Source organism: Azospirillum sp. Marseille-Q6669 (assembly GCF_965111635.1).
In genome coordinates this window covers 1230450-1247041 of the sequence record NZ_CBCOOP010000001.1, presented here as the reverse complement: position 1 = coordinate 1247041, position 16592 = coordinate 1230450, and the positions used below count along the sequence as shown (strand labels likewise).

The following is a 16592-nucleotide window of genomic DNA, read 5'->3' as shown; positions in this document are numbered from 1 at the left end:
CAACCCCTGGAAACAACTGGTTGGCGACTGGTTCAGGCTGGCCCAGAACGCGCTCAAACTACGGATCGCCTCGGATAAAGCTTCGAAATCCATGGGCTTAACAACGAACGCATTCGCGCCCAGCTCATAGCTGAGTGTGATGTCGTTGTCCTCGCATGACGCTGTGAACATGACGCTGTGAACATGACGATGGGAACGTGCCGGATGGCCGGGTTGCTCTTCACCCGTTCCAGCACCTCCAGCCCGTCGATCTTGGGGAGATCGAGTTCGAGCAGGACGACCGCGGGTAGCTGGGTTGGCCATCCAGATTCCGGATCGCGAAGAGACAGCATCCGTAGCGCCTCTTCACCATCGCGGGCGACAATAATCCCGTTGGAGAGCTTGCATTTCTTCAGCGCCGCCAGCGTCATTTCCAGGTCCCGCGGATTGTCCTCGACCACCAGGATGGGCTTCAGGGCACTTGTCGTCACTCGCATCTCCCGCATCAGTTATTTCTTCGTTGAACACCGCGGGCGCGAATTTATTCGAGCACTCCCCAAATGTGACGATTGATGCTCCTTCGATGCTGTCGAGGGAATTTAGGCGGAGGGCGGGACGATACAGGTTCAGGTCTGCATCGGCTATCGGTCGAAGAACTGGCGGAGATGGCGACAGCACGCACGCTCTCGCCGGACATCCCGGCGGACGAGCCGGATTGAAGGCGTGACCGCCGGGTAGGGACGTCACCCCCTACGTTCAGTCGCCCCACCCGCAGATGGGCCGACGCCGGCCCGTATTGTCCGGTCCACACGGCGGTCACTGTCCGCGACGTGTGCATGCTGAGCCGAGGCTCCTCCCGCCACTCTACGTCCGAAACGTCTTCGCAGACTGACCAGAGCCTACAGCACCGAGGTTTCACCCACCAGCCGCCCGGCCCCCCGCCGAGGCGGCTTTTTCATGCCCGAGTTTAATAAGACAGCCGGACAGGCCCCTTATTGAACGGGCGAATAGCATGCCTGAAGGAGCGGCGTCCCCATGCTGCCACTGCTCATCCCCATCATCTCCGCCCTCGCTCCGGTGCTGCTGCCAGAGATCGCCAAGGCCGCTCTTGGCACTGGCGAGACCGCCCAGAAGGTGGGCGAGGCCGCGGTGTCCGTCGTCTCGGCCGTGACCGGGGTTCCGATCAGCAACACGGCGGATGCCGAGCGGGCCGTCGCCGCGGTGCAGACTGATCCCGCCAAGCTGGCCGAGTTGTACCGCCAGCAGGGCGATCAGGTCGTGGCACTGCTGCGGCTGGACAACGAGGACCAGGCCGACGCTCGCGCGCAGACCGTCCAGCTTGCGCAGGCTGGCAGCCGCATCTCCTGGGGCGCGCCCATCGTCTCGACCATCGTCCTGGTGACGTTCGGCATCGTGCTGTACCGAGTGCTGAGCCGGCCGGCCGGCGCAATTGACCAGAACGCCACGCTGATGCTCGGCGCCCTGACCACCATGGCGTCGGCGGTGGTGTCCTACTGGGTCGGCTCCAGCGCCGGGTCTGCGGCGAAGGACAAGCTGCTCCGGAAGTGAGGGAATCGCCATGATCGTTCCTCATCTCTCCGACCTCTCCGGGGCCGCCGGGTTCGCGCTGGTTGCCCTCTGGCCCTGGCTGTCCGGACGCCGTGCTCTGCTGGCCGGTCAGGGCGCCTTGACCTGGGCAGGCTGGCCATCGGCCTGTGCGGCGGCCGGGATGATCCTCGCCACCGTAGCGCGTTGGTGCCGGTCCGCCCTCCTGCTGCGCGTGTTGTTCCTGGCCGCTGGCGTCTGCTGGGTCGCGCACGACCTGCTGACCGGCTCGACCTTCGGGTTGGCCGCCGACCTGCTCTGCATGGCCGGGCTGGTCTACGGCGCGTTGCGCGGTTGCGTACCTCGGAAGCGTGACGAAGCAGCGCTCCCGGAGTCACTTCCTACCTCCCAAGGGCCAACGCCGGGGCTGCCTTCCGTTGAGCCGCGATGAGGAGCAGGATCAGGAGGAACGGCCGAATGCAGGTGAGAACGAGAAGAATGCCGGCGTTCCCAGGCGCATAGTTCCCGGCCACCCAAATCTGATGAAAGTGGCCGTACGCCACGCCGATGTAGAACAGCGATGCGTAGGTCACGACCGCCGCCTTGAAGCCGAGTGATCTGTGGAAGGCAAGCACCCCCATGACGCCCAGCGCTATGTCGGCGACGCCGATCTCGAACTGAAACGGGCTTGTTGTCCACCCGATGAACGCCGCGGCGCGCTCGGGAGCGAACACATGGAACAGCCCAGCCCAGAGAGCATCGACTCCAACGGCCAACAGCAGCAGCCAGGACAGATAGCTTTCCGGGGTCCGATCAGATCGGCTGAGGGTGGGAATGATAATCGCCAGTAGAAAGGTGATCAAAGGAATGTGTGTCAGGACAAATCGTATCAAATTAGCGATGTCCATTTCGTCCTCCTTGGAAGAGACGACAAGCGGACGTTGAGACGTTTATCTCGCCCGTTCCAAGAGGCTATCGGAAATACCTCGATGTAGGCGCTTTCCTCGCGCCTGTATCTGTTATGGCGAGGTGCGCAACCGTATCGATCCTGCGAACTGATGTCTGCAGATCGTCGGTCTGACTACCCAATCCCTATCATCAATCAAAGGATACCAACCGTGAACGCCTTGTTCCCGGCGCGCACCGTCGCGCCCGACTTCCGCCTCGTCGAAACCCTGTCGCTGAGCACCGGCCCGCTCGCCCCGGCGCTGGGCGCCGCGCGAGACCGCCTGTGCGCCGAACTGGTCACCCGCGGCGTGACACCAATCCTGTGCGACTCCTGGCCGGATATGCAGGCGCTGAATGCCCAGCACCGCGATAGCTGGTTCCCGCTGCTACCCAAGCCGTCCAGTGCCCCGGCCTTCTGGCTCGGGCTGGTCGACGGCGCAGGGGAGGTGGTCGCCACACACGCCGTGGTGTTGCTCGACTGCACCGCGTTCAGCTTCGGCGCCCCGCTGGCGGACCTGTCAGCGCTGCACGATCCCGGCTCGGCGCCGGCGGACGAATGGGCCTTCGTCGCCAGCAAGGCTGACCTGCTCCCCTGAAACTCCTCCAGGCTGAGTTAGAGTCCGTCGAGCAAGGGACGGACATGAAGAAGAGCCGGTTCAGCGAGGAACAGATCATTGGAATCCTGCGCGAGCAGGAAGCTGGCAGGCCAACGGCGGAGGTCTGCCGGCGGAGGTCTGCCGCAAGCACGGGATCAGCGAGGCGACGTTCTTCCGGTGGAAGGCGAAGTAGGGCGGTCTGGAGGTGTCGGAAGCCAAGCGGCTGAAGACGCTGGAGGACGAGAACGCCCGCCTGAAGCGTCTGCTGGCGGAGGCGATGCTCGACAACGCGGTGCTCAAGGATCTCGCTGCAAAATAATTGGCCGGCGGTGTGCGTATCGGACAACGGCGCGACGAGTGCCTCAACGAGACGCTGTTCACCTCGCTCGTCCATGCCCGTGCCGTCCTGGCGGCGTGGCACAGCGATGACAACCACGGCCGACCGCATTCCGGCCTCGGCGCCGCCACACCGATCGAGGTCGCCACGCGGATGTCGCCGAAAGCGGGGCCGGGGCATGCCCCGGTTGCCATCAACGCCCGGTCAGGGCATCACATGAGAGGACTCCCACTCTGAGCGGAGGAAACTTGGGGAGCAGGTCAGTCGTGACAGCGCCAGAGGGGATAGCCATACCTCCCCATGCACCATACTGATGCAGCTGGCTTGTATGTGCCCGGCGCGGAGCAAGTTTATGTCAGCGACAATTGTCGCTCAAGCCGGAAGCCCGAGTCGTCCCCCAAGAACGGAAAATGAACGAGAAGTCGTTGCCGTGTTGCATCCGCGTTGCACGGAATTTTTGGCAAGGCTTGTAAGTCGTTGATTCTTCAGTGAATCGGTTTGCAACCCCTTGCAACACAAAACCCCGCCGTTGGGCGGGGTTAAGTACCTGAATTCTCAGGGAATAAGTTGGCTGGGGCGCCAGGAGCCTGACAGAGGCTCGGTCTTTCCCTTTCAGATCAATGGCTTAGGTTCTGGCTGCGGTCGGCTTGGGTATCATGGTGGAGCTATGTTGCGGAGAGGTCAATGGCCATTCGTTGGTTTCAGCAACTCCGCGGAGCTCCGATGAGTGCTGTAGCGAACATAGCTGGTTGCTTGTCCATCGAGGTTGAACGCAGCCTGCTATAATGCCTTCGCGGCAGAGCTAACGAGAAAATCGCATGAGGCCGGATAGCTGCGGTCGGGCAAACGGCCCTTTCCGCAACCTGTTGGCCTGCGACTAAGTCCGGCGTACGAAAGTGGTTGCGTTTCTCCAATTATGGCAGCGTATATATCACGAATTTCTGAACTTGGTGCTGTCCGTATGGGGAAGTTCGATGCCTGTTGAACGACGTGAGGTGGATGGTTTAGACGGGCTGCTCAAGGAGACTCTGGCGATTGCTCAGGAGCTGTCACCGTCAGAATTTCTTTGGTTCCGAGGTGTAAACCTGGGTAAACATAAGTTGCTCCCGAAAATTATGAGGGATGGAAAGAGTAGCGATGAGGTGTTTGATCGAGAGAGGCGCTTACTAACTCGTTTCAGACAAAGAAGCATAGCATATTGGCCGGCGGGTTATCCCCAAAATGATTGGGAACACCTTTTTGCCATGCAGCATTTCGGAATGCCGACGCGCCTCCTAGATTGGAGCGAGAATTTGTTCGTGGCGGCACACTTTGCGTTAGGCTTGATGCCTCAAGAAAATGAAAGGAATGAAAGCCCGCCTGTTATCTGGTGTGTCAATCCGATTATTTGGAACAGATCGACTCCAGCACTTTCTGATTTTGGTGAGTCCATTCAGGTATTGACAACTTCTGATGAAGAAATTGAGGCGTACCAAACTCAAACAAATAAGCGCAGGAACAAGTTTCCAGTGGCAATATTCGGGACTCATAATTCCAATAGAATAGTTGCTCAGCGCGGTACATTTATGGTCTGGGGAAGCGACGTAAGAGCTCTTGAGGAATTTGCTGAAGAAGTTCCGGCGAAATTATGGAGAATACAGATAAATGGAAATCGAGATGATTTGGCGGAGGCGCTAAATGTGTTAGGGTTTGGCGAAACTATGGTTTTCCCTGAGCTGCCGTCGCTTGCGAGTGAGCTTAGTCGTGTAGAGGGATGGAGGAAGTAACTATGGCTGAACCGAACTCTCTAGAACTCCAGATTGCTGAGGCTCGGCGCTCAATATTTTCCGATGGCTACCCAATGAGCGTTGGGGAGATTACGAACTTATATCGCGACAATGAGCTTATAATTAGGCCCGAGTTTCAGAGGTTTTTCCGTTGGACTAGCATTCAAAAATCGCGACTAGTAGAAAGCCTTCTTTTGGGAATTCCGCTGCCATCGATATTCGTTGCGCAGACAGAAACAGGAAAATGGGAGCTTGTAGATGGGTTGCAGCGTATTTCTACAATACTTCAGTTGCAAGGAGAGCTTCTGAACCCACATGGGGGAAAGATCGAACCTCTGATTTTGGAGGCGACAAAGTACCTTCCAGCAATGGAAGGGCGGGTATGGTATGATGAAGACCCTGCGCGCTCACTTACAGAAGCTCAAAGGCTCGACATAAAGCGGTCTAAGATCGATATTAAGATAATCAAAAGGGAGTCGTCTCCTTCTACAAAATACGACCTGTTTCAGCGTCTAAATAACTATGGAACGCCTTTAACCACGCAGGAAATACGATCTGCTCTTCTTGTTTCTGTGTCTCCTGAGTTTTTCTCTTGGCTGGAGTCCTTGGCTTCGTACCCGAATTTTGTTGAGGCGACACAGCTTGGTGATAGGTTGATTGAGGAGCGATATGATCTAGAGATTGTTACCAGATTTTTAGTGCTTCATAATCGCCCTGAAAGCAAGCTCACACTAACGACTTTGCGTGACGTTCCGCAGGTGCTTGATAATGCATCCGTTGAAATGGCTATGAACTTTCCTGCCGGCATTGCCGAGCAGGAGAATGTGTTCAAGGCGACGTTTGATCATATAGCGATGCACGGAGGTGAGGACGTATTTCGTCGATGGGATAGGAAAAAGAACGAGTTTCAAGGCCCGTTTCTCAATACAGCATTTGAGATATTCGGTCTCGGTATCGGGTATAACATTGCAAATCGGGTACCCGTCCGGTCTGATCTGATGCAAATGGTCAAGGAATTTTGGTTCGATCAGGAAAAAGGCTATGCAACGGGCAAAGCAACCGAATGGCGCCTTGCCAAGTTTATGCCGCTTGGTCGGAAAATCACGGCAATGAACCCAATCTAGAAAAACGAATGTCGTCGACGGTCTCCTACACCCGGCACCCTGTTCTTGTAGCGGAACCACACAGCGGCCGTTGACTAAACGTCGGTGGTGCAACTAAATTCGCCCGATAGTCATCTCGTGAAGGCGTGTCTAGGAGAGTGTCATGGACGGGGCCACGGCTCGTTCGAAGGCGGATGCGAATAGCGCTCATCGTGAGCGGTGCACGTCTCTCCTGCGTCAGGGCGCGATGACGGTCGACGACTATCTGCGGCAGGTCTGCGGCATCACGGGCGACGTGCCGCCCCAGCTGCGCGCTGCTGTGCTGGCGCAGATCAATGCCACCTAAGAGTGCGGATCAAAACCCCGCCTCCTTAGGCTGAAGCCATTGATTTTGCTAGGCCCGGCAGCGGTTTTGATCCGCACTCTAAGCCATCCTGAGCACAGACGTAGAAAAGGGGCCAAAAGGCCCCTTTTTGCTGTCCGCATGTCGTGTGGGGTGGGCGTTTCTGCCACATGCACTGTCTGCCTAGCCGGCGAGTAAGGCGATGGCGAGGAAGAATCCGAAAATCAGGACAACGCCCCAGAAGATGGCCTTTAGCGTGCCTTTGACGACACCTATTGCCGCGTCGGTGGTGGCCTGAACAGCCTTGTCGGCGCTGGCTTCGGGAAGGACGCGGAAGGCGCGTAACAGGTTGACGATGAGGATGACGGAGAAAGCGCCGAGAAGCAGACTACCGATTATACCAAACTCGCCGATGATGCTCGTCATGATGCGTCCCTAAGACGATTGCGCTCCTACGCTTCGCGCGCAACCGTCCATAGTCAAGCTGGAGTTTAGATAGAGTTGAGCATCCCGCCCGGCCGCATCTGCGTGCGCAGCTCCTGTGTCACCAGGGCGCGCATCTGGTCGGTGACTTGGCGGCCGATCTGAGCTGCAAGCTCCTGGTCGGCCTCGCGGTTGCCGCTGGAGCCGCCGTTCACCTCGATGTTGTTAGTGACGCTGATGCTCGTCCCGCCGCCGTTCATCGCGGCATTGATTAGGCGGTCGGCGTTGGTCATCTGCTCCGGGGTGAAGACGGCTTCCCCCTGCTTGGCGATAATCGGTACCTCGCCGCGCAGCAAGCCGCCCTCGTGGAAGCGCGGCGCACCGGAGAACAGAGACATGGGCACGGAGCGCGACGGCATTCCGCCAGCGCCAACGAGGCCGCCCTCGTGATAGATGTACCCGGTTCCGGGGCCGATGATCGGCGTGGCCCCGCCACTGAAGAAGTTGGCAATGCCCATGATCGCCCTCATCATGAGCTGTTGAGCGAGCCACTCCGCGAAAAAGTCGAGCATATACTTGGTCATGTTGGAAAACATGGAGTGCGCGCCCTGGGCGAGCGTCTGTTGGCCGGTGATGACGTTGGAGATGAAGCCGGAAAACTCCCCGGTGAAGGCGTTGATACCGTCAGCGCGGACGAGCTGGAGGCGCTCCTCCATGCTGAGGCTGTATTCGTAGTAGAGCCGGCTGAGCTCGAGGTCGGCGCTGGCCTTGTCGTTTGCGAACAGCTCTGTGCGGAACTCCGGCCGGAAGTAGTCGGCCGCGTGGGCTTGCGTCTCCTTCGTGTTCAGCCGGAGCTGGTCTAGCCGGAGCTGGGCGTGCGCGGCCTGGAGCGCCTTGTCGTCATACAGCGCCAACTCGCGCGCAGCGTCCCGTAGCTGCTGTGTGACAGAGACTTGCGCCTGGAGGCGGAACAGCTTGTCTGTCTCGGCCTGGATGGAGGCGTTGCCGAGGTGCGCCAAATCGAGCCCGACGCGCTCCTGCTGTTCCTGGAGCTGCAACACCTCGCCCTGCACGGCTTTCCGCGACAGCTCGGCCTCGGAGAGCGTGAAGAGGCGTTCCCGCTCGTCCATGAGGCCGGCGGCGATCCGCTTCTGTTCGTCGGCCCGGCGCGCGGCAAACTCGGCGCCGTTGTGGTGCATCATCACCAGCGCGTCGCCGGCCTTCAGAAAGCTGTCGCGCAGTAGGTTGGCCTGCTTGACGGCGGCGCGTAGCTCCTTGTCCATCTGGGCAAGGAGCTTGAAGCGCTCCTCGGCACCCACGCTGCCGTTGCCGGCGTCGCCGAGGTCGATACCGGTGGGCTTCGTCTCGCGCGCCTGCCGCGCCTTGTCCCGGCCTTCTCGGATGCCGGCGAAGGTCGAGGCCGGGTCCGGCAGGGAGAGGGATGACCAGCCGGTTCCCGGCCCGGTCGTGGGGTTGAAGGTCGGCGACGGAATCGGCGTGGCGATGGACTGCGACAGACCCACGAGCATCGCCCGGCGCTCCTCGGCCGCCTCGATCTCGCCGGACAGGGCCTTGCGTTGCGCGGCGATCTGCGCCGGGATGGCGCTGCCTTCGGCGACCAGCCCGACCGGCTTGTTCGCGTCGTCGAGCTGCTTCTTGAGCTGGACGAGCTGCTTCTCCTCCAGGGCGAGCCGCTCCTTGACGACGGCCTGCCGGCGCTCGTCCGTCACCTTGCCGTCAACCACGCTGGCACCGTCGATGGCGAGGCGCGAGAAGTCCTCGCCGAAGGCCCGATCGTAGTTGTCGCGGGTGAAGAAGCGTCCGATGCCGGAGCTGTTCGCCTCCTTGTACCATCCCGCCACATCGCCCTTCATGAGCGCCTCCAGGCCGGCAAGGGCGCTGCCGCCCTCCTTGATCGCGGCCAGCGCGGCGATGATCTGGAGCGGCTTGGCGCCAAGGAGCATAGCGCCGAGAATGCCGTACTGCTTCACCACGTCGGGCAGGCTGTTGTAGGAGGCCATGGCCTCGTTAAAGACGCCCCCGGTCAGTCGGCCGAGGTTCTCCACTAGAGGCGCCACGGCGTTCCAGGTGCCGACGAACGCTTGGGCGACGGCCTCGGCGTCGTCGATCAGAGTATCGCCAATGCCGTCGCTGTTCTGCCGGGCTTCCCGGACGAGCTGCGCGAAGCTGGCGTTGAACTGCCCGGCCATGCCGGCGAGGGCGTCGTTGATGCCGGAATCGACCATGAGGCCGCCAACCTCGGTGCGCCAGATCGTCTTAAAGTTCTGGAGCTGCCCGGTGAAGTTCGCGGCGAGGAGCGAGCCGAACCCCTGGAACTCCTTGGCGCCCTTCGCCCATGCCTCAAAGAACTGGTCTGCGGAGACCTTGCCCTTCTTGGTCAGGTTCATGAGCTCCTGGGTGGTCACGCCGAGGCCCCGCGCGGTGATCTGCATGGCGAGCGGCAAGTGCTCGCCCATCTGCTGCTTCAGCTCCTCTAGGTAGAGCTGGCCCTTGCCGCCGACCTGGGACATCGCGTTGAAGACCTTGTTCAAGCCGTCCGCCGACACGCCCATTGCGGCGCCCGCGCCGATGGTGCCCTTGATGCCTTCCTGGAGGTCGGCGAGCGACACGCCCGCGCCGTGGGCCGTCGTCGCGAGCTTCACCCACGCCTTGCTCAAGCCGTCAAAGTCGGTGCCGGTCTCCATGGCGGTCTTGGAGAGCCATTCGAACTGTTCAGCGGCCGTGGTCGTCTCGCGCCCGGTCTCGTTGACCGACGCGGCGACCAGCTCCAGGCGCCGTTGAAGGGCGATCATCTGCTCGCCGGCCTCAACGGCGCCCTTGGTGACGGTCGCCAGCGCCAGCGTGCCGATAACGGCGTTGAACCCGGCGAAGGCGCGGGAGGCGCGGGCCGTGTTGGCCTCGAACACGCGCAGCTCGCGATGGGCGTTGCGGATGCCGGCGATGAAGGCGCCGGAGTCGAGGTCGAGCGTGGCGCGGAGGCTGCCGATAGTGATGCTCATGGTGTTGTCCTTCGAATCTGCGCCGCGACGGGGGGCGCGGATTTCGAGTGGTGCCCGTTCGATTGGGTGGTCAGGGTGGCGCTACGCCTGGAGGCGGGCGAGAACGGCAACAAGGGCTGTTTCGTCGGCCTCTGCACGTTGCGCGACCGCCTCGGCCAACGCGTCGAGTGCGCGTGGCGCTGGTGCGTCGATGGACAGCGCTAGTTGCCGGAGGGAGACGGCGCCCTGCTGATGCGCGAAGGCGCCGAGGCGCTGACGGAGGTCCGGCGGGGTGTCGGCCGGCGGTTTGGGCGTGGGCGCTTCTGCTGGCGCTGGCGTCGGGGAAGGCGGCGCGTCCGCGTCGTCGGCGGGATCATCGTGGAACCCGAGGCTGGCCTCGGCCTCGATGGTCTGCCGCATCCTCTCGGCATCCTCGGCCGACATGACGCGCACGGTCAGCTCCTCAGCCGCGTCGTTCTCCTCGCCGAAGGTGACAACGCCCACACGCTCCAGCACGTCGGCGACGCCCTGGAGGGCCGTCACGGCGGCTTTCAGGGCGGAAGCGCCAAGTCGGGCGTTCTCGCCGCGAGCAAGCGCGGCGAGCTGTACCAGGAGGTCGCCGGACGCACCAACGATGAGCCCACGCAGCGCGTCGGCAGTCTGTGCGGGCGAGGGCGCGCCGTTCGGATGCCCGACACCGGCCGTAGGAAGGCCGCTGGCGAGTCCTGGGGCAATCGCCGCTGGGGTGGGGGCCGGAGATGGCGCGGGCATCTCCTGAGTCGCGCCACGGCTCTTTAGCCACGCGCCAACCCGCTGCCGCGTGACACCAGCAGCGGCGGCGAGGTCGCGCATCGTCTTGCGTCCCTCGCGCCATGCCTGCACGTCTTCGTCGGTGAGGTCGGCGATTGCCATGGGCTAACCCCGACGTGCGGCCAATGCGGCAGCAATGCGCGATACCCCGAACAGGGCCGCACGCTCGGCCTCGGGCGACGGGGCGGTCTGCTGTTCGGCCTCAGCTTTGCGGCGCTTGGCGTCGGCGATGATCTCGGCACGATCAACGTCGGCCTCGTCGATGTCCTCGCCGGCCAGCGCCCGCTTAACCAAGTCATGCATTACGCGGCCTCCCTCTGAAGGTCACGCCCGATGGCGTTCGCGGCAAGACGCAGATAGTTCGAGGCGATCAGGTCGCCGGCTGCCCGGCGCGCGCCGGTCCATTCCTCATCGGAGAGGGGGCGCCCGATGTCGTCCTCATGCGCTAAGCGAAGGGCGGCGTCGTTCTGGGCGAGGCCGCCCCCTACTTCCAGGCCGCCGATCAGGCTGTAGAGCGTGGGGCGGCTCATGCCGTAGGTCGCAGCGATGCCGGCCAAGGGCAGGGCGACGCGCCCGTACAAGGCAACGGTCATCCGTGCCACTAGCCGGACGAGCGAGGGCTTACGTGCGGGCATCGGTCAGGCCCTCCAGCGCGGCGGCAACGGTGCCCATACGGGCCAGCGCAGCGGCGGCGGTTTTCTGGGCGTCGGAGAACTCGGCCACCAGCTCCGGCACGCGGCGGGCGAGGTCGCGCTGAAGCCTTACGCCGGCCAGGCGGCCGGCGGCTTCGGGCGAGTCCATCTTCAAGAGCGCGGTCTCCAACTCGGCCTTGCGCTTGCCTGCCGTGTCGCGGGCGCTGGCGATCTTCTTGACCTCGGTCTCAAAACGCTCCACGGCGGCGAGGATCGGGGCGGTGTTGCCCTCGAAGCGGACGCCCCAACGAGCGACGGTCTCGCCGGCACGAACGTCGGGGGTGGGGGCGGCGATTATGGCCTCGGCCTCGACGATGTAGCCGCGCACCGTCGCGCGGTCGGTGGTGAGGTCGGCCGGCAGCTCGGCGAGCTGCTGAGCGTCGGCCACCAGCTTCTTCAGCGCCTCGGCGCGTCGGGCAAGGTCAGCTCGGAACGCGGCGAGCTCGGCCGTTCCGGCGTCGGCGATGCCGGCCAGCAACGCGGCGGCGTCGGCATCGTCAAGTTCGTGCGCAGCGGCACAAGCAGCTGAGAAGGTAGAAATCAGCTCAGGACGAACGCGGAACAGCGATACTCCTGAGATGAACGGGCTATTGAAGAAAAGATGGTCTTCAATATTCCCGATAGTAGGGCAGTGAACGAACTTCATTTGCAGTCGCCTATGTTCTGAAGGTGGCTCGATCAGCCATTCTCATAACTATAATCGTCTTAACGATTTCTGTCAAAATGGCACCGGAGCTGCGTCTTGTGCGGCTCCGGGGCGCTACTTGTGGCTACGTGGCGTTGCGTACGATCCGCAGCGCCACACACTCGGCGAGCTGGTCGGTGTCGTCCGGGTCGATGTCGGACACGCCGAGAGCCGCGGCAGCCTGCCGGGCGCTGGCGATGCGCTGGGCGCCGGGCATGGAGGCGACAATCGCTCGAGCATCGGCCAGCGCAGCCGAGCGAGTCGCGGCCTCTGCCGGTGAATTGGCAGACAGAGCGAGCGACCGAACCGCAATGCCAGAGGGAAGCGGTTCGACCGGCGGGGCATCCATGAGACGACGGAAAAGTGAATCCGCCTCCGGCGCGGCCGGCGGAGTGTCAGGATTACCGGCGGGAAACTGGTCAGCCTCTTCGCCGGGATTCAATGAGGTGTCGGCCGGCGAAGGGAGCGAAGCGACCTCGCCGGCCGTGAATGATAGATCCTCTTCCTGTAGGGCGCTCTCTGTAACTCCTTCCTGTAGAATTTCTATGTAATGGCCGGACGCCTTGTCCGGGGTGGGCGGACGCCTTCTCCGGGGAGGGGAGGACACTGTGTCCGGGGAGGGGCGGACGCCGTGTCCGGGGGTGGGGAGGACGCTGTGTCCGGGGGGTGGGGCGGACGCCGTGTCCGGGGTAGCTGCCGGATTGGCGGGCTGCGGCCAGCGCAGCCCATACACGGAACTGCGACCTCCGCGGTGTTCATCCCAGAACATCCCGGCAGCCTTAGCAAGATTGATCGCTTGCCGACGCACCTTGTCGGAGACACGGGCCTTGCGACAGACCGTCTCCGCAAGCAGGGCGTAGTGTCCGTGCTCTGCGTTGTAGTGGCTGGCATAGACGTGCATCACCCGGTCATGGCCGTTGGTGGCGTCGGGAAGCTGCATGAAAAGCCCGAGCCACACGAACCGCTCCTCCATTGTCGACGGCTGGGTATCCTTCCAGCCGTCCGGCATAGCGATCAGCGGCTTGAATTTGGCGCTCATTGCCGGGCCTCCCCGGTCAACTCCGCAACCGTCATAGAGACGTGGGCGGCGAGCCGGTCGGCCAGCACATCCCAGCGCCCACCGCGCCGCACGCCAACTCCATGCCGGACGCACCAGACGCGGACAGCCTCATGCGTCAAGCAAATGCCGCGCTTCGAGAGAAGATCACGAGCTTGATTGATAGTCATCGAATTGCGCTCCCAGTCAAAGTGGAGCGCAGCAACGCGTTGCCTGGGATCGTGCCGGGTGCTATATTCGCACCTACACACACACGATGACCGATCCGCAGCTTGTCGGAGCTGCGCGATTGTGCCGGTGGCGCTGCGAACGCCACCGGCACTTCCCTTATCCTAAAAATCCAAACGGATGTCAAATCGCCTTGAGCCTCGGCCGGCGATGTCTGTTGCCTGTTGCCCGATTCTGCGCCCTGGCGGGAGTATCGAAGGCATTCCGCCTCATAGCGGCTTTGTTTTTTATTCCTATGATTTCGGCATAATTCGCATACGAATAGGCTATGGCTTCGCCCATAACTTCATCTGTTGTTTCTATCTGTCAGAGCTGACTGTGAAAGCTCGCCCCTGGCCTGAGAACATCTTCAAATAGCTTCTCGATTCTCACGAATGCTACACCTTTCGATAGTGGTTGATTCAGACAGGTGGAGTTCAATCGTATGGCGTTAGTGACTATCGTGCTCGATGACGAGCGCTGGGGCGGTATGTCGGAGGCTGATGCTCTGGACTGCATCGTGACGGACTTGGAAGAGAACGGGCTTCGGCCGGGCAACGGCGTACAGGTTATCAGTGTTGCCTTTGGTGCTCCGGCAACGGTCGAGAAGCCGCCAACGGAGGAGGAGCTCGCCGCATGGAGCCGTGAGTATGACGAGCTCAGGGCACCGATACGGGCAGTGCGCCTTGCCGAGAAGGAAGTGAAGCGATTGCGGGCACTGGAGAGGCGTAGGAAGCGACGCCGGGAGCTGCGCCTACAGGCAGCACAGAAGGCGGCATGATGGAAGAGGGCGCCCGGTTGGGCGCCCTTCGCTGTTTCGGCCTAATCAGCGAGACGCTTGAGGGGGCGTTCCACTCATAGTGGGCCAAGGTGCCAACGGCGCTGGCGAGTGTCACCACGGCGCCATCAAAGGCGCTGGCATAGCGGCAAGGCTGAGCAAACACGGTACCGTTGCGGCGGCAATGCTGGGCTTGGGCGTGGATGGCACGGTCGAGGATGTTCTGGAAGGTGAGCATAGTCGGGCCTATCGTGTCGGTCCCGTTACCGCTGCTCGAGATCGCTCATGCCGGACGGTATGATGTATAAGCGCGGATAATCGGCGATTTAGCCGATGCTTGTGCTCAGTGCAACCATCTCAATACGGCCTTCTCGGTATGTTGACTTACCCGGCGCTAATCCCGGAATGTTGGACAGAATTAGTCCCACGGAAAGGTGAGCTATGAAGGCGAACGATCGGGCGTTTAGGGATGTGCTCATTAAAGGTAAGCATGAAGGGCACGCTGGAAGGGCGCGTCACCCACATACCGCGGCAACTCGTGCCATGGTCTATCTAAACAAAGCCGAACCGAGGATTTTCCACTATCATCAGCATTACAGGGTAGAGGTGACGGACAGAGCTTTCGTGGTGACTGAACGTCCTAACGGTGAGAGAAATTGTGATGTGATGGCGCCTTAAATTCTGAAATCCGAGAAAATTATATAAACGTAAATAGGAAATAAATATGTATAAAAATGATGAACGCGAAGAATGTACTGTCCTTGATAATGTAATTAGACTGCAAAACAGCCTTGTTAGCTGTGCTACTGGTGGGGGATTTGACGGCGGAGATCCTGTCTATCAGCGGCTCAGGCGAGAGCTATTGGATAGGGCGGATATAAGAGATAAAGTTCCTGATTATGTTCGGCGAAGCCGCGATACCAATCAGTTCTGGCAGTTTATCAAGCATAAACTTGATACTTATGCGGAGCGGCGAGTATTTATATGGGACTCTTTCCACTCTCTGATTGAGTATCTGGAGGCTATTGACCGTAGCCCCGGTGTGCAGCCAATCACCGAAACGCTTGAACGATTCGATCCTCAGACGGTGCAGGCTGTTTGGCAAAAGGCTCTTGACCGAAGGGCAGAGGACCCGGACGGAGCCATCACGGCTGCGCGGTCACTGTTGGAGTCCGTCTGCAAGCATATTTTAGATGATGCGAGTGTTGAGTACCCGCATGATGCTGACCTGCCGAAGCTATGGGCGTTGTGTTCGGTAGAGGTGAACCTCGCGCCACACCAGCACCAAGAGCATGTTTTCAAATCTATTCTAGGAAACTGCCAAAGCATTGTAAACAATTTGGCTTTCATTAGAAACAAAATTGGCGACGCTCATGGGCAGGGACGAAAGCCAGTGAAGCCCACTTCCCGTCACGCCGAGCTGGCCGTCAATCTGGCTGGGACAATGGCTGCATTTCTTGTTGCGACGTGGGAAAACGATACGGGGAAAAGCGGTCAGCCAAAGTAGCGTTTCCTTTCTTCTGGATGCCTCATTCATCACGCGGCTCGCTGCATGACGCGCTGCACGGCCTTCGCCGTCCACGAACCGTTGTTCGTGGCCGTAGCGATGCCGCGGGCGTTTAGCTCCTTCGCCTTCGCGTTCAGCGAACCGGGGATGCTCTCGATGATCGGCAGCACCTTCGCGGCGAAGGCGCTTGCCTTCTCCGCGTTCACCGCTGCGCCCTTGGCCTGAGCTTCAGCGAGGTTGGTCCGGTTGCCGAGGAGCACCCCTTGTGCCTTCTTGGCGGCCAGCGCCACACGGGTGCGCTCGGCGATGAGGGAGCGCTCCTTCTCGGCCAGGGCGGCGTAGAGGTGGAGCATGAACGGGTCGGCATCGGCGCCCAACTCAGCGACGATGAAGGCGACGCGCTGAGCCATGAGGCCGGAGATGAAATGCACGTCCCGGGACAGCCGGTCGAGCTTGCTGACGATGACCGGGCACTTGGCCTTGCGTGCGGCGGCCAGCGCAGCGGCGAGTTGGGGGCGACGGTCGAGGGCGTCAGCCCCCTTGCCAGTTTCATGCTCCTCAAAGGTGGCGATGATCTCAATGCCCTCGGTTTCGGCGAATCGGGCGATAGCGTCGCGCTGAGCCTCGATGCCGAGGCCGGACTTGCCCTGCGCCTGGGTCGAAACTCGGAGGTATGCAATCGCCTTCGTCATGGTCGGTTCCCCGTGGCGCGTCGTCTGTGTCATGACTATACGAGCGTTTAGAGATGACACAAAGCGCCTTCCGGGGCCGGAGTCATGCGCTCCAGGAATCGACGGGATTCGCGGAGCGCATAACT

The 16592-nt window shown here is 61.2% G+C and carries 19 protein-coding genes and 1 pseudogene; 10 read left to right on the top strand and 10 right to left on the bottom strand.

All coding sequences use genetic code 11. The features are described 5' to 3' along the window. Window positions 1–53 precede the first annotated feature (53 nt). Window positions 54–470, bottom strand: coding sequence for a response regulator (locus ACWPXE_RS05380; protein WP_454016980.1), 417 nt, complete (start codon window positions 468–470; stop codon window positions 54–56). Window positions 471–1014: 544 nt separating this feature from the next. Here ACWPXE_RS05380 and ACWPXE_RS05375 point away from each other — a divergent pair. Together ACWPXE_RS05375 and ACWPXE_RS05370 are read left to right on the top strand one after the other, a co-directional pair. Then, window positions 1015–1548: a hypothetical protein gene (locus tag ACWPXE_RS05375; RefSeq protein WP_454016979.1), complete on the top strand. Its 534-nt coding sequence runs from the start codon at window positions 1015–1017 to the stop codon at window positions 1546–1548. 10 nt (window positions 1549–1558) lie between these two features. After that, window positions 1559–1975: a YgjV family protein gene (locus tag ACWPXE_RS05370; RefSeq protein WP_454016978.1), complete on the top strand. Its 417-nt coding sequence runs from the start codon at window positions 1559–1561 to the stop codon at window positions 1973–1975. Here ACWPXE_RS05370 and ACWPXE_RS05365 read toward each other — a convergent pair. Further along, complete coding sequence (locus ACWPXE_RS05365) at window positions 1926–2432, bottom strand: DUF6790 family protein (RefSeq protein WP_454016977.1); 507 nt, start codon at window positions 2430–2432, stop codon at window positions 1926–1928. The two genes, ACWPXE_RS05370 and ACWPXE_RS05365, sit on opposite strands and share 50 nt — an antisense overlap. A 210-nt stretch (window positions 2433–2642) precedes the next feature. Between ACWPXE_RS05365 and ACWPXE_RS05360 the strand changes: the two genes are divergently transcribed. The 6 genes and pseudogenes from ACWPXE_RS05360 (at window position 2643) to ACWPXE_RS05335 (ending at window position 6620) form a co-directional block, all read left to right on the top strand. After that, the gene (locus tag ACWPXE_RS05360) at window positions 2643–3068 is read left to right on the top strand and encodes a hypothetical protein (RefSeq protein ID WP_454016976.1); all 426 of its coding nucleotides are present in this window, start codon (window positions 2643–2645) and stop codon (window positions 3066–3068) included. Window positions 3069–3112: 44 nt separating this feature from the next. Next, window positions 3113–3384 (top strand): annotated as a pseudogene (locus ACWPXE_RS05355) (transposase); the annotation flags it as partial. A gap of 15 nt (window positions 3385–3399) precedes the next feature. Further along, window positions 3400–3642 (top strand): integrase core domain-containing protein, encoded by a 243-nt coding sequence (locus ACWPXE_RS05350; RefSeq protein WP_454017904.1) that lies wholly within the window; start codon window positions 3400–3402, stop codon window positions 3640–3642. A 737-nt stretch (window positions 3643–4379) separates the two neighbouring features. Further along, window positions 4380–5171 carry an FRG domain-containing protein gene (locus ACWPXE_RS05345; RefSeq protein ID WP_454016975.1) on the top strand — a complete coding sequence of 264 codons (792 nt, stop codon included), beginning with the start codon at window positions 4380–4382 and terminating at the stop codon, window positions 5169–5171. Window positions 5172–5173: 2 nt separating this feature from the next. Beyond that, on the top strand, window positions 5174–6295 hold the full coding sequence (locus ACWPXE_RS05340; protein WP_454016974.1) for a DUF262 domain-containing protein: 1122 nt from the start codon (window positions 5174–5176) through the stop codon (window positions 6293–6295). Window positions 6296–6437: 142 nt separating this feature from the next. Next, the gene (locus tag ACWPXE_RS05335) at window positions 6438–6620 is read left to right on the top strand and encodes a hypothetical protein (protein ID WP_454016973.1); all 183 of its coding nucleotides are present in this window, start codon (window positions 6438–6440) and stop codon (window positions 6618–6620) included. A gap of 180 nt (window positions 6621–6800) precedes the next feature. Here ACWPXE_RS05335 and ACWPXE_RS05330 read toward each other — a convergent pair whose 3' ends face one another. From ACWPXE_RS05330 to ACWPXE_RS05300, 7 genes are all read right to left on the bottom strand, one after another. Further along, complete coding sequence (locus ACWPXE_RS05330) at window positions 6801–7043, bottom strand: hypothetical protein (protein ID WP_454016972.1); 243 nt, start codon at window positions 7041–7043, stop codon at window positions 6801–6803. A gap of 65 nt (window positions 7044–7108) precedes the next feature. Continuing rightward, entirely contained in the window at window positions 7109–10060 is a 2952-nt protein-coding gene (locus ACWPXE_RS05325; RefSeq protein ID WP_454016971.1) for a tape measure protein, read from the bottom strand. Between the two features lie 81 nt (window positions 10061–10141). Further along, on the bottom strand, window positions 10142–10951 hold the full coding sequence (locus ACWPXE_RS05320; RefSeq protein WP_454016970.1) for a hypothetical protein: 810 nt from the start codon (window positions 10949–10951) through the stop codon (window positions 10142–10144). Window positions 10952–10954: 3 nt separating this feature from the next. Continuing rightward, entirely contained in the window at window positions 10955–11152 is a 198-nt protein-coding gene (locus tag ACWPXE_RS05315) for a hypothetical protein (RefSeq protein ID WP_454016969.1), read from the bottom strand. Beyond that, entirely contained in the window at window positions 11152–11442 is a 291-nt protein-coding gene (locus ACWPXE_RS05310; protein WP_454016968.1) for a hypothetical protein, read from the bottom strand. Before ACWPXE_RS05310 ends, ACWPXE_RS05315 begins: the two co-directional genes overlap by 1 nt. Before the next feature lie 28 nt (window positions 11443–11470). Further along, the gene (locus ACWPXE_RS05305; protein WP_454016967.1) at window positions 11471–12187 is read right to left on the bottom strand and encodes a hypothetical protein; all 717 of its coding nucleotides are present in this window, start codon (window positions 12185–12187) and stop codon (window positions 11471–11473) included. Between the two features lie 124 nt (window positions 12188–12311). Beyond that, the gene (locus ACWPXE_RS05300; RefSeq protein ID WP_454016966.1) at window positions 12312–13265 is read right to left on the bottom strand and encodes a hypothetical protein; all 954 of its coding nucleotides are present in this window, start codon (window positions 13263–13265) and stop codon (window positions 12312–12314) included. Window positions 13266–13935: 670 nt separating this feature from the next. Here ACWPXE_RS05300 and ACWPXE_RS05295 point away from each other — a divergent pair. Next, entirely contained in the window at window positions 13936–14271 is a 336-nt protein-coding gene (locus tag ACWPXE_RS05295; protein WP_454016965.1) for a hypothetical protein, read from the top strand. 721 nt (window positions 14272–14992) lie between these two features. Then, the gene (locus ACWPXE_RS05290) at window positions 14993–15775 is read left to right on the top strand and encodes an abortive infection family protein (RefSeq protein WP_454016964.1); all 783 of its coding nucleotides are present in this window, start codon (window positions 14993–14995) and stop codon (window positions 15773–15775) included. Between the two features lie 29 nt (window positions 15776–15804). Here the strand turns inward: ACWPXE_RS05290 and ACWPXE_RS05285 are convergent, their stop codons facing one another. After that, complete coding sequence (locus ACWPXE_RS05285) at window positions 15805–16467, bottom strand: recombinase family protein (RefSeq protein WP_454016963.1); 663 nt, start codon at window positions 16465–16467, stop codon at window positions 15805–15807. Window positions 16468–16592 lie beyond the last annotated feature (125 nt).

What these genes read in the sequence shown, in the direction of transcription:
- ACWPXE_RS05375 (WP_454016979.1), top strand. Translation starts at nt 1,015, where the DNA reads ATGCTGCCACTGCTCATCCCCATCATCTCCGCCCTCGCTCCGGTGCTG.
- ACWPXE_RS05370 (WP_454016978.1), top strand. Translation starts at nt 1,559, where the DNA reads ATGATCGTTCCTCATCTCTCCGACCTCTCCGGGGCCGCCGGGTTCGCG.
- ACWPXE_RS05365 (WP_454016977.1), bottom strand. Translation starts at nt 2,432, where the DNA reads ATGGACATCGCTAATTTGATACGATTTGTCCTGACACACATTCCTTTG.
- ACWPXE_RS05345 (WP_454016975.1), top strand. Translation starts at nt 4,380, where the DNA reads ATGCCTGTTGAACGACGTGAGGTGGATGGTTTAGACGGGCTGCTCAAG.
- ACWPXE_RS05340 (WP_454016974.1), top strand. Translation starts at nt 5,174, where the DNA reads ATGGCTGAACCGAACTCTCTAGAACTCCAGATTGCTGAGGCTCGGCGC.
- ACWPXE_RS05335 (WP_454016973.1), top strand. Translation starts at nt 6,438, where the DNA reads ATGGACGGGGCCACGGCTCGTTCGAAGGCGGATGCGAATAGCGCTCAT.
- ACWPXE_RS05330 (WP_454016972.1), bottom strand. Translation starts at nt 7,043, where the DNA reads ATGACGAGCATCATCGGCGAGTTTGGTATAATCGGTAGTCTGCTTCTC.
- ACWPXE_RS05325 (WP_454016971.1), bottom strand. Translation starts at nt 10,060, where the DNA reads ATGAGCATCACTATCGGCAGCCTCCGCGCCACGCTCGACCTCGACTCC.
- ACWPXE_RS05320 (WP_454016970.1), bottom strand. Translation starts at nt 10,951, where the DNA reads ATGGCAATCGCCGACCTCACCGACGAAGACGTGCAGGCATGGCGCGAG.
- ACWPXE_RS05315 (WP_454016969.1), bottom strand. Translation starts at nt 11,152, where the DNA reads ATGCATGACTTGGTTAAGCGGGCGCTGGCCGGCGAGGACATCGACGAG.
- ACWPXE_RS05310 (WP_454016968.1), bottom strand. Translation starts at nt 11,442, where the DNA reads ATGACCGTTGCCTTGTACGGGCGCGTCGCCCTGCCCTTGGCCGGCATC.
- ACWPXE_RS05305 (WP_454016967.1), bottom strand. Translation starts at nt 12,187, where the DNA reads ATGAAGTTCGTTCACTGCCCTACTATCGGGAATATTGAAGACCATCTT.
- ACWPXE_RS05300 (WP_454016966.1), bottom strand. Translation starts at nt 13,265, where the DNA reads ATGAGCGCCAAATTCAAGCCGCTGATCGCTATGCCGGACGGCTGGAAG.
- ACWPXE_RS05295 (WP_454016965.1), top strand. Translation starts at nt 13,936, where the DNA reads ATGGCGTTAGTGACTATCGTGCTCGATGACGAGCGCTGGGGCGGTATG.
- ACWPXE_RS05290 (WP_454016964.1), top strand. Translation starts at nt 14,993, where the DNA reads ATGTATAAAAATGATGAACGCGAAGAATGTACTGTCCTTGATAATGTA.
- ACWPXE_RS05285 (WP_454016963.1), bottom strand. Translation starts at nt 16,467, where the DNA reads ATGACGAAGGCGATTGCATACCTCCGAGTTTCGACCCAGGCGCAGGGC.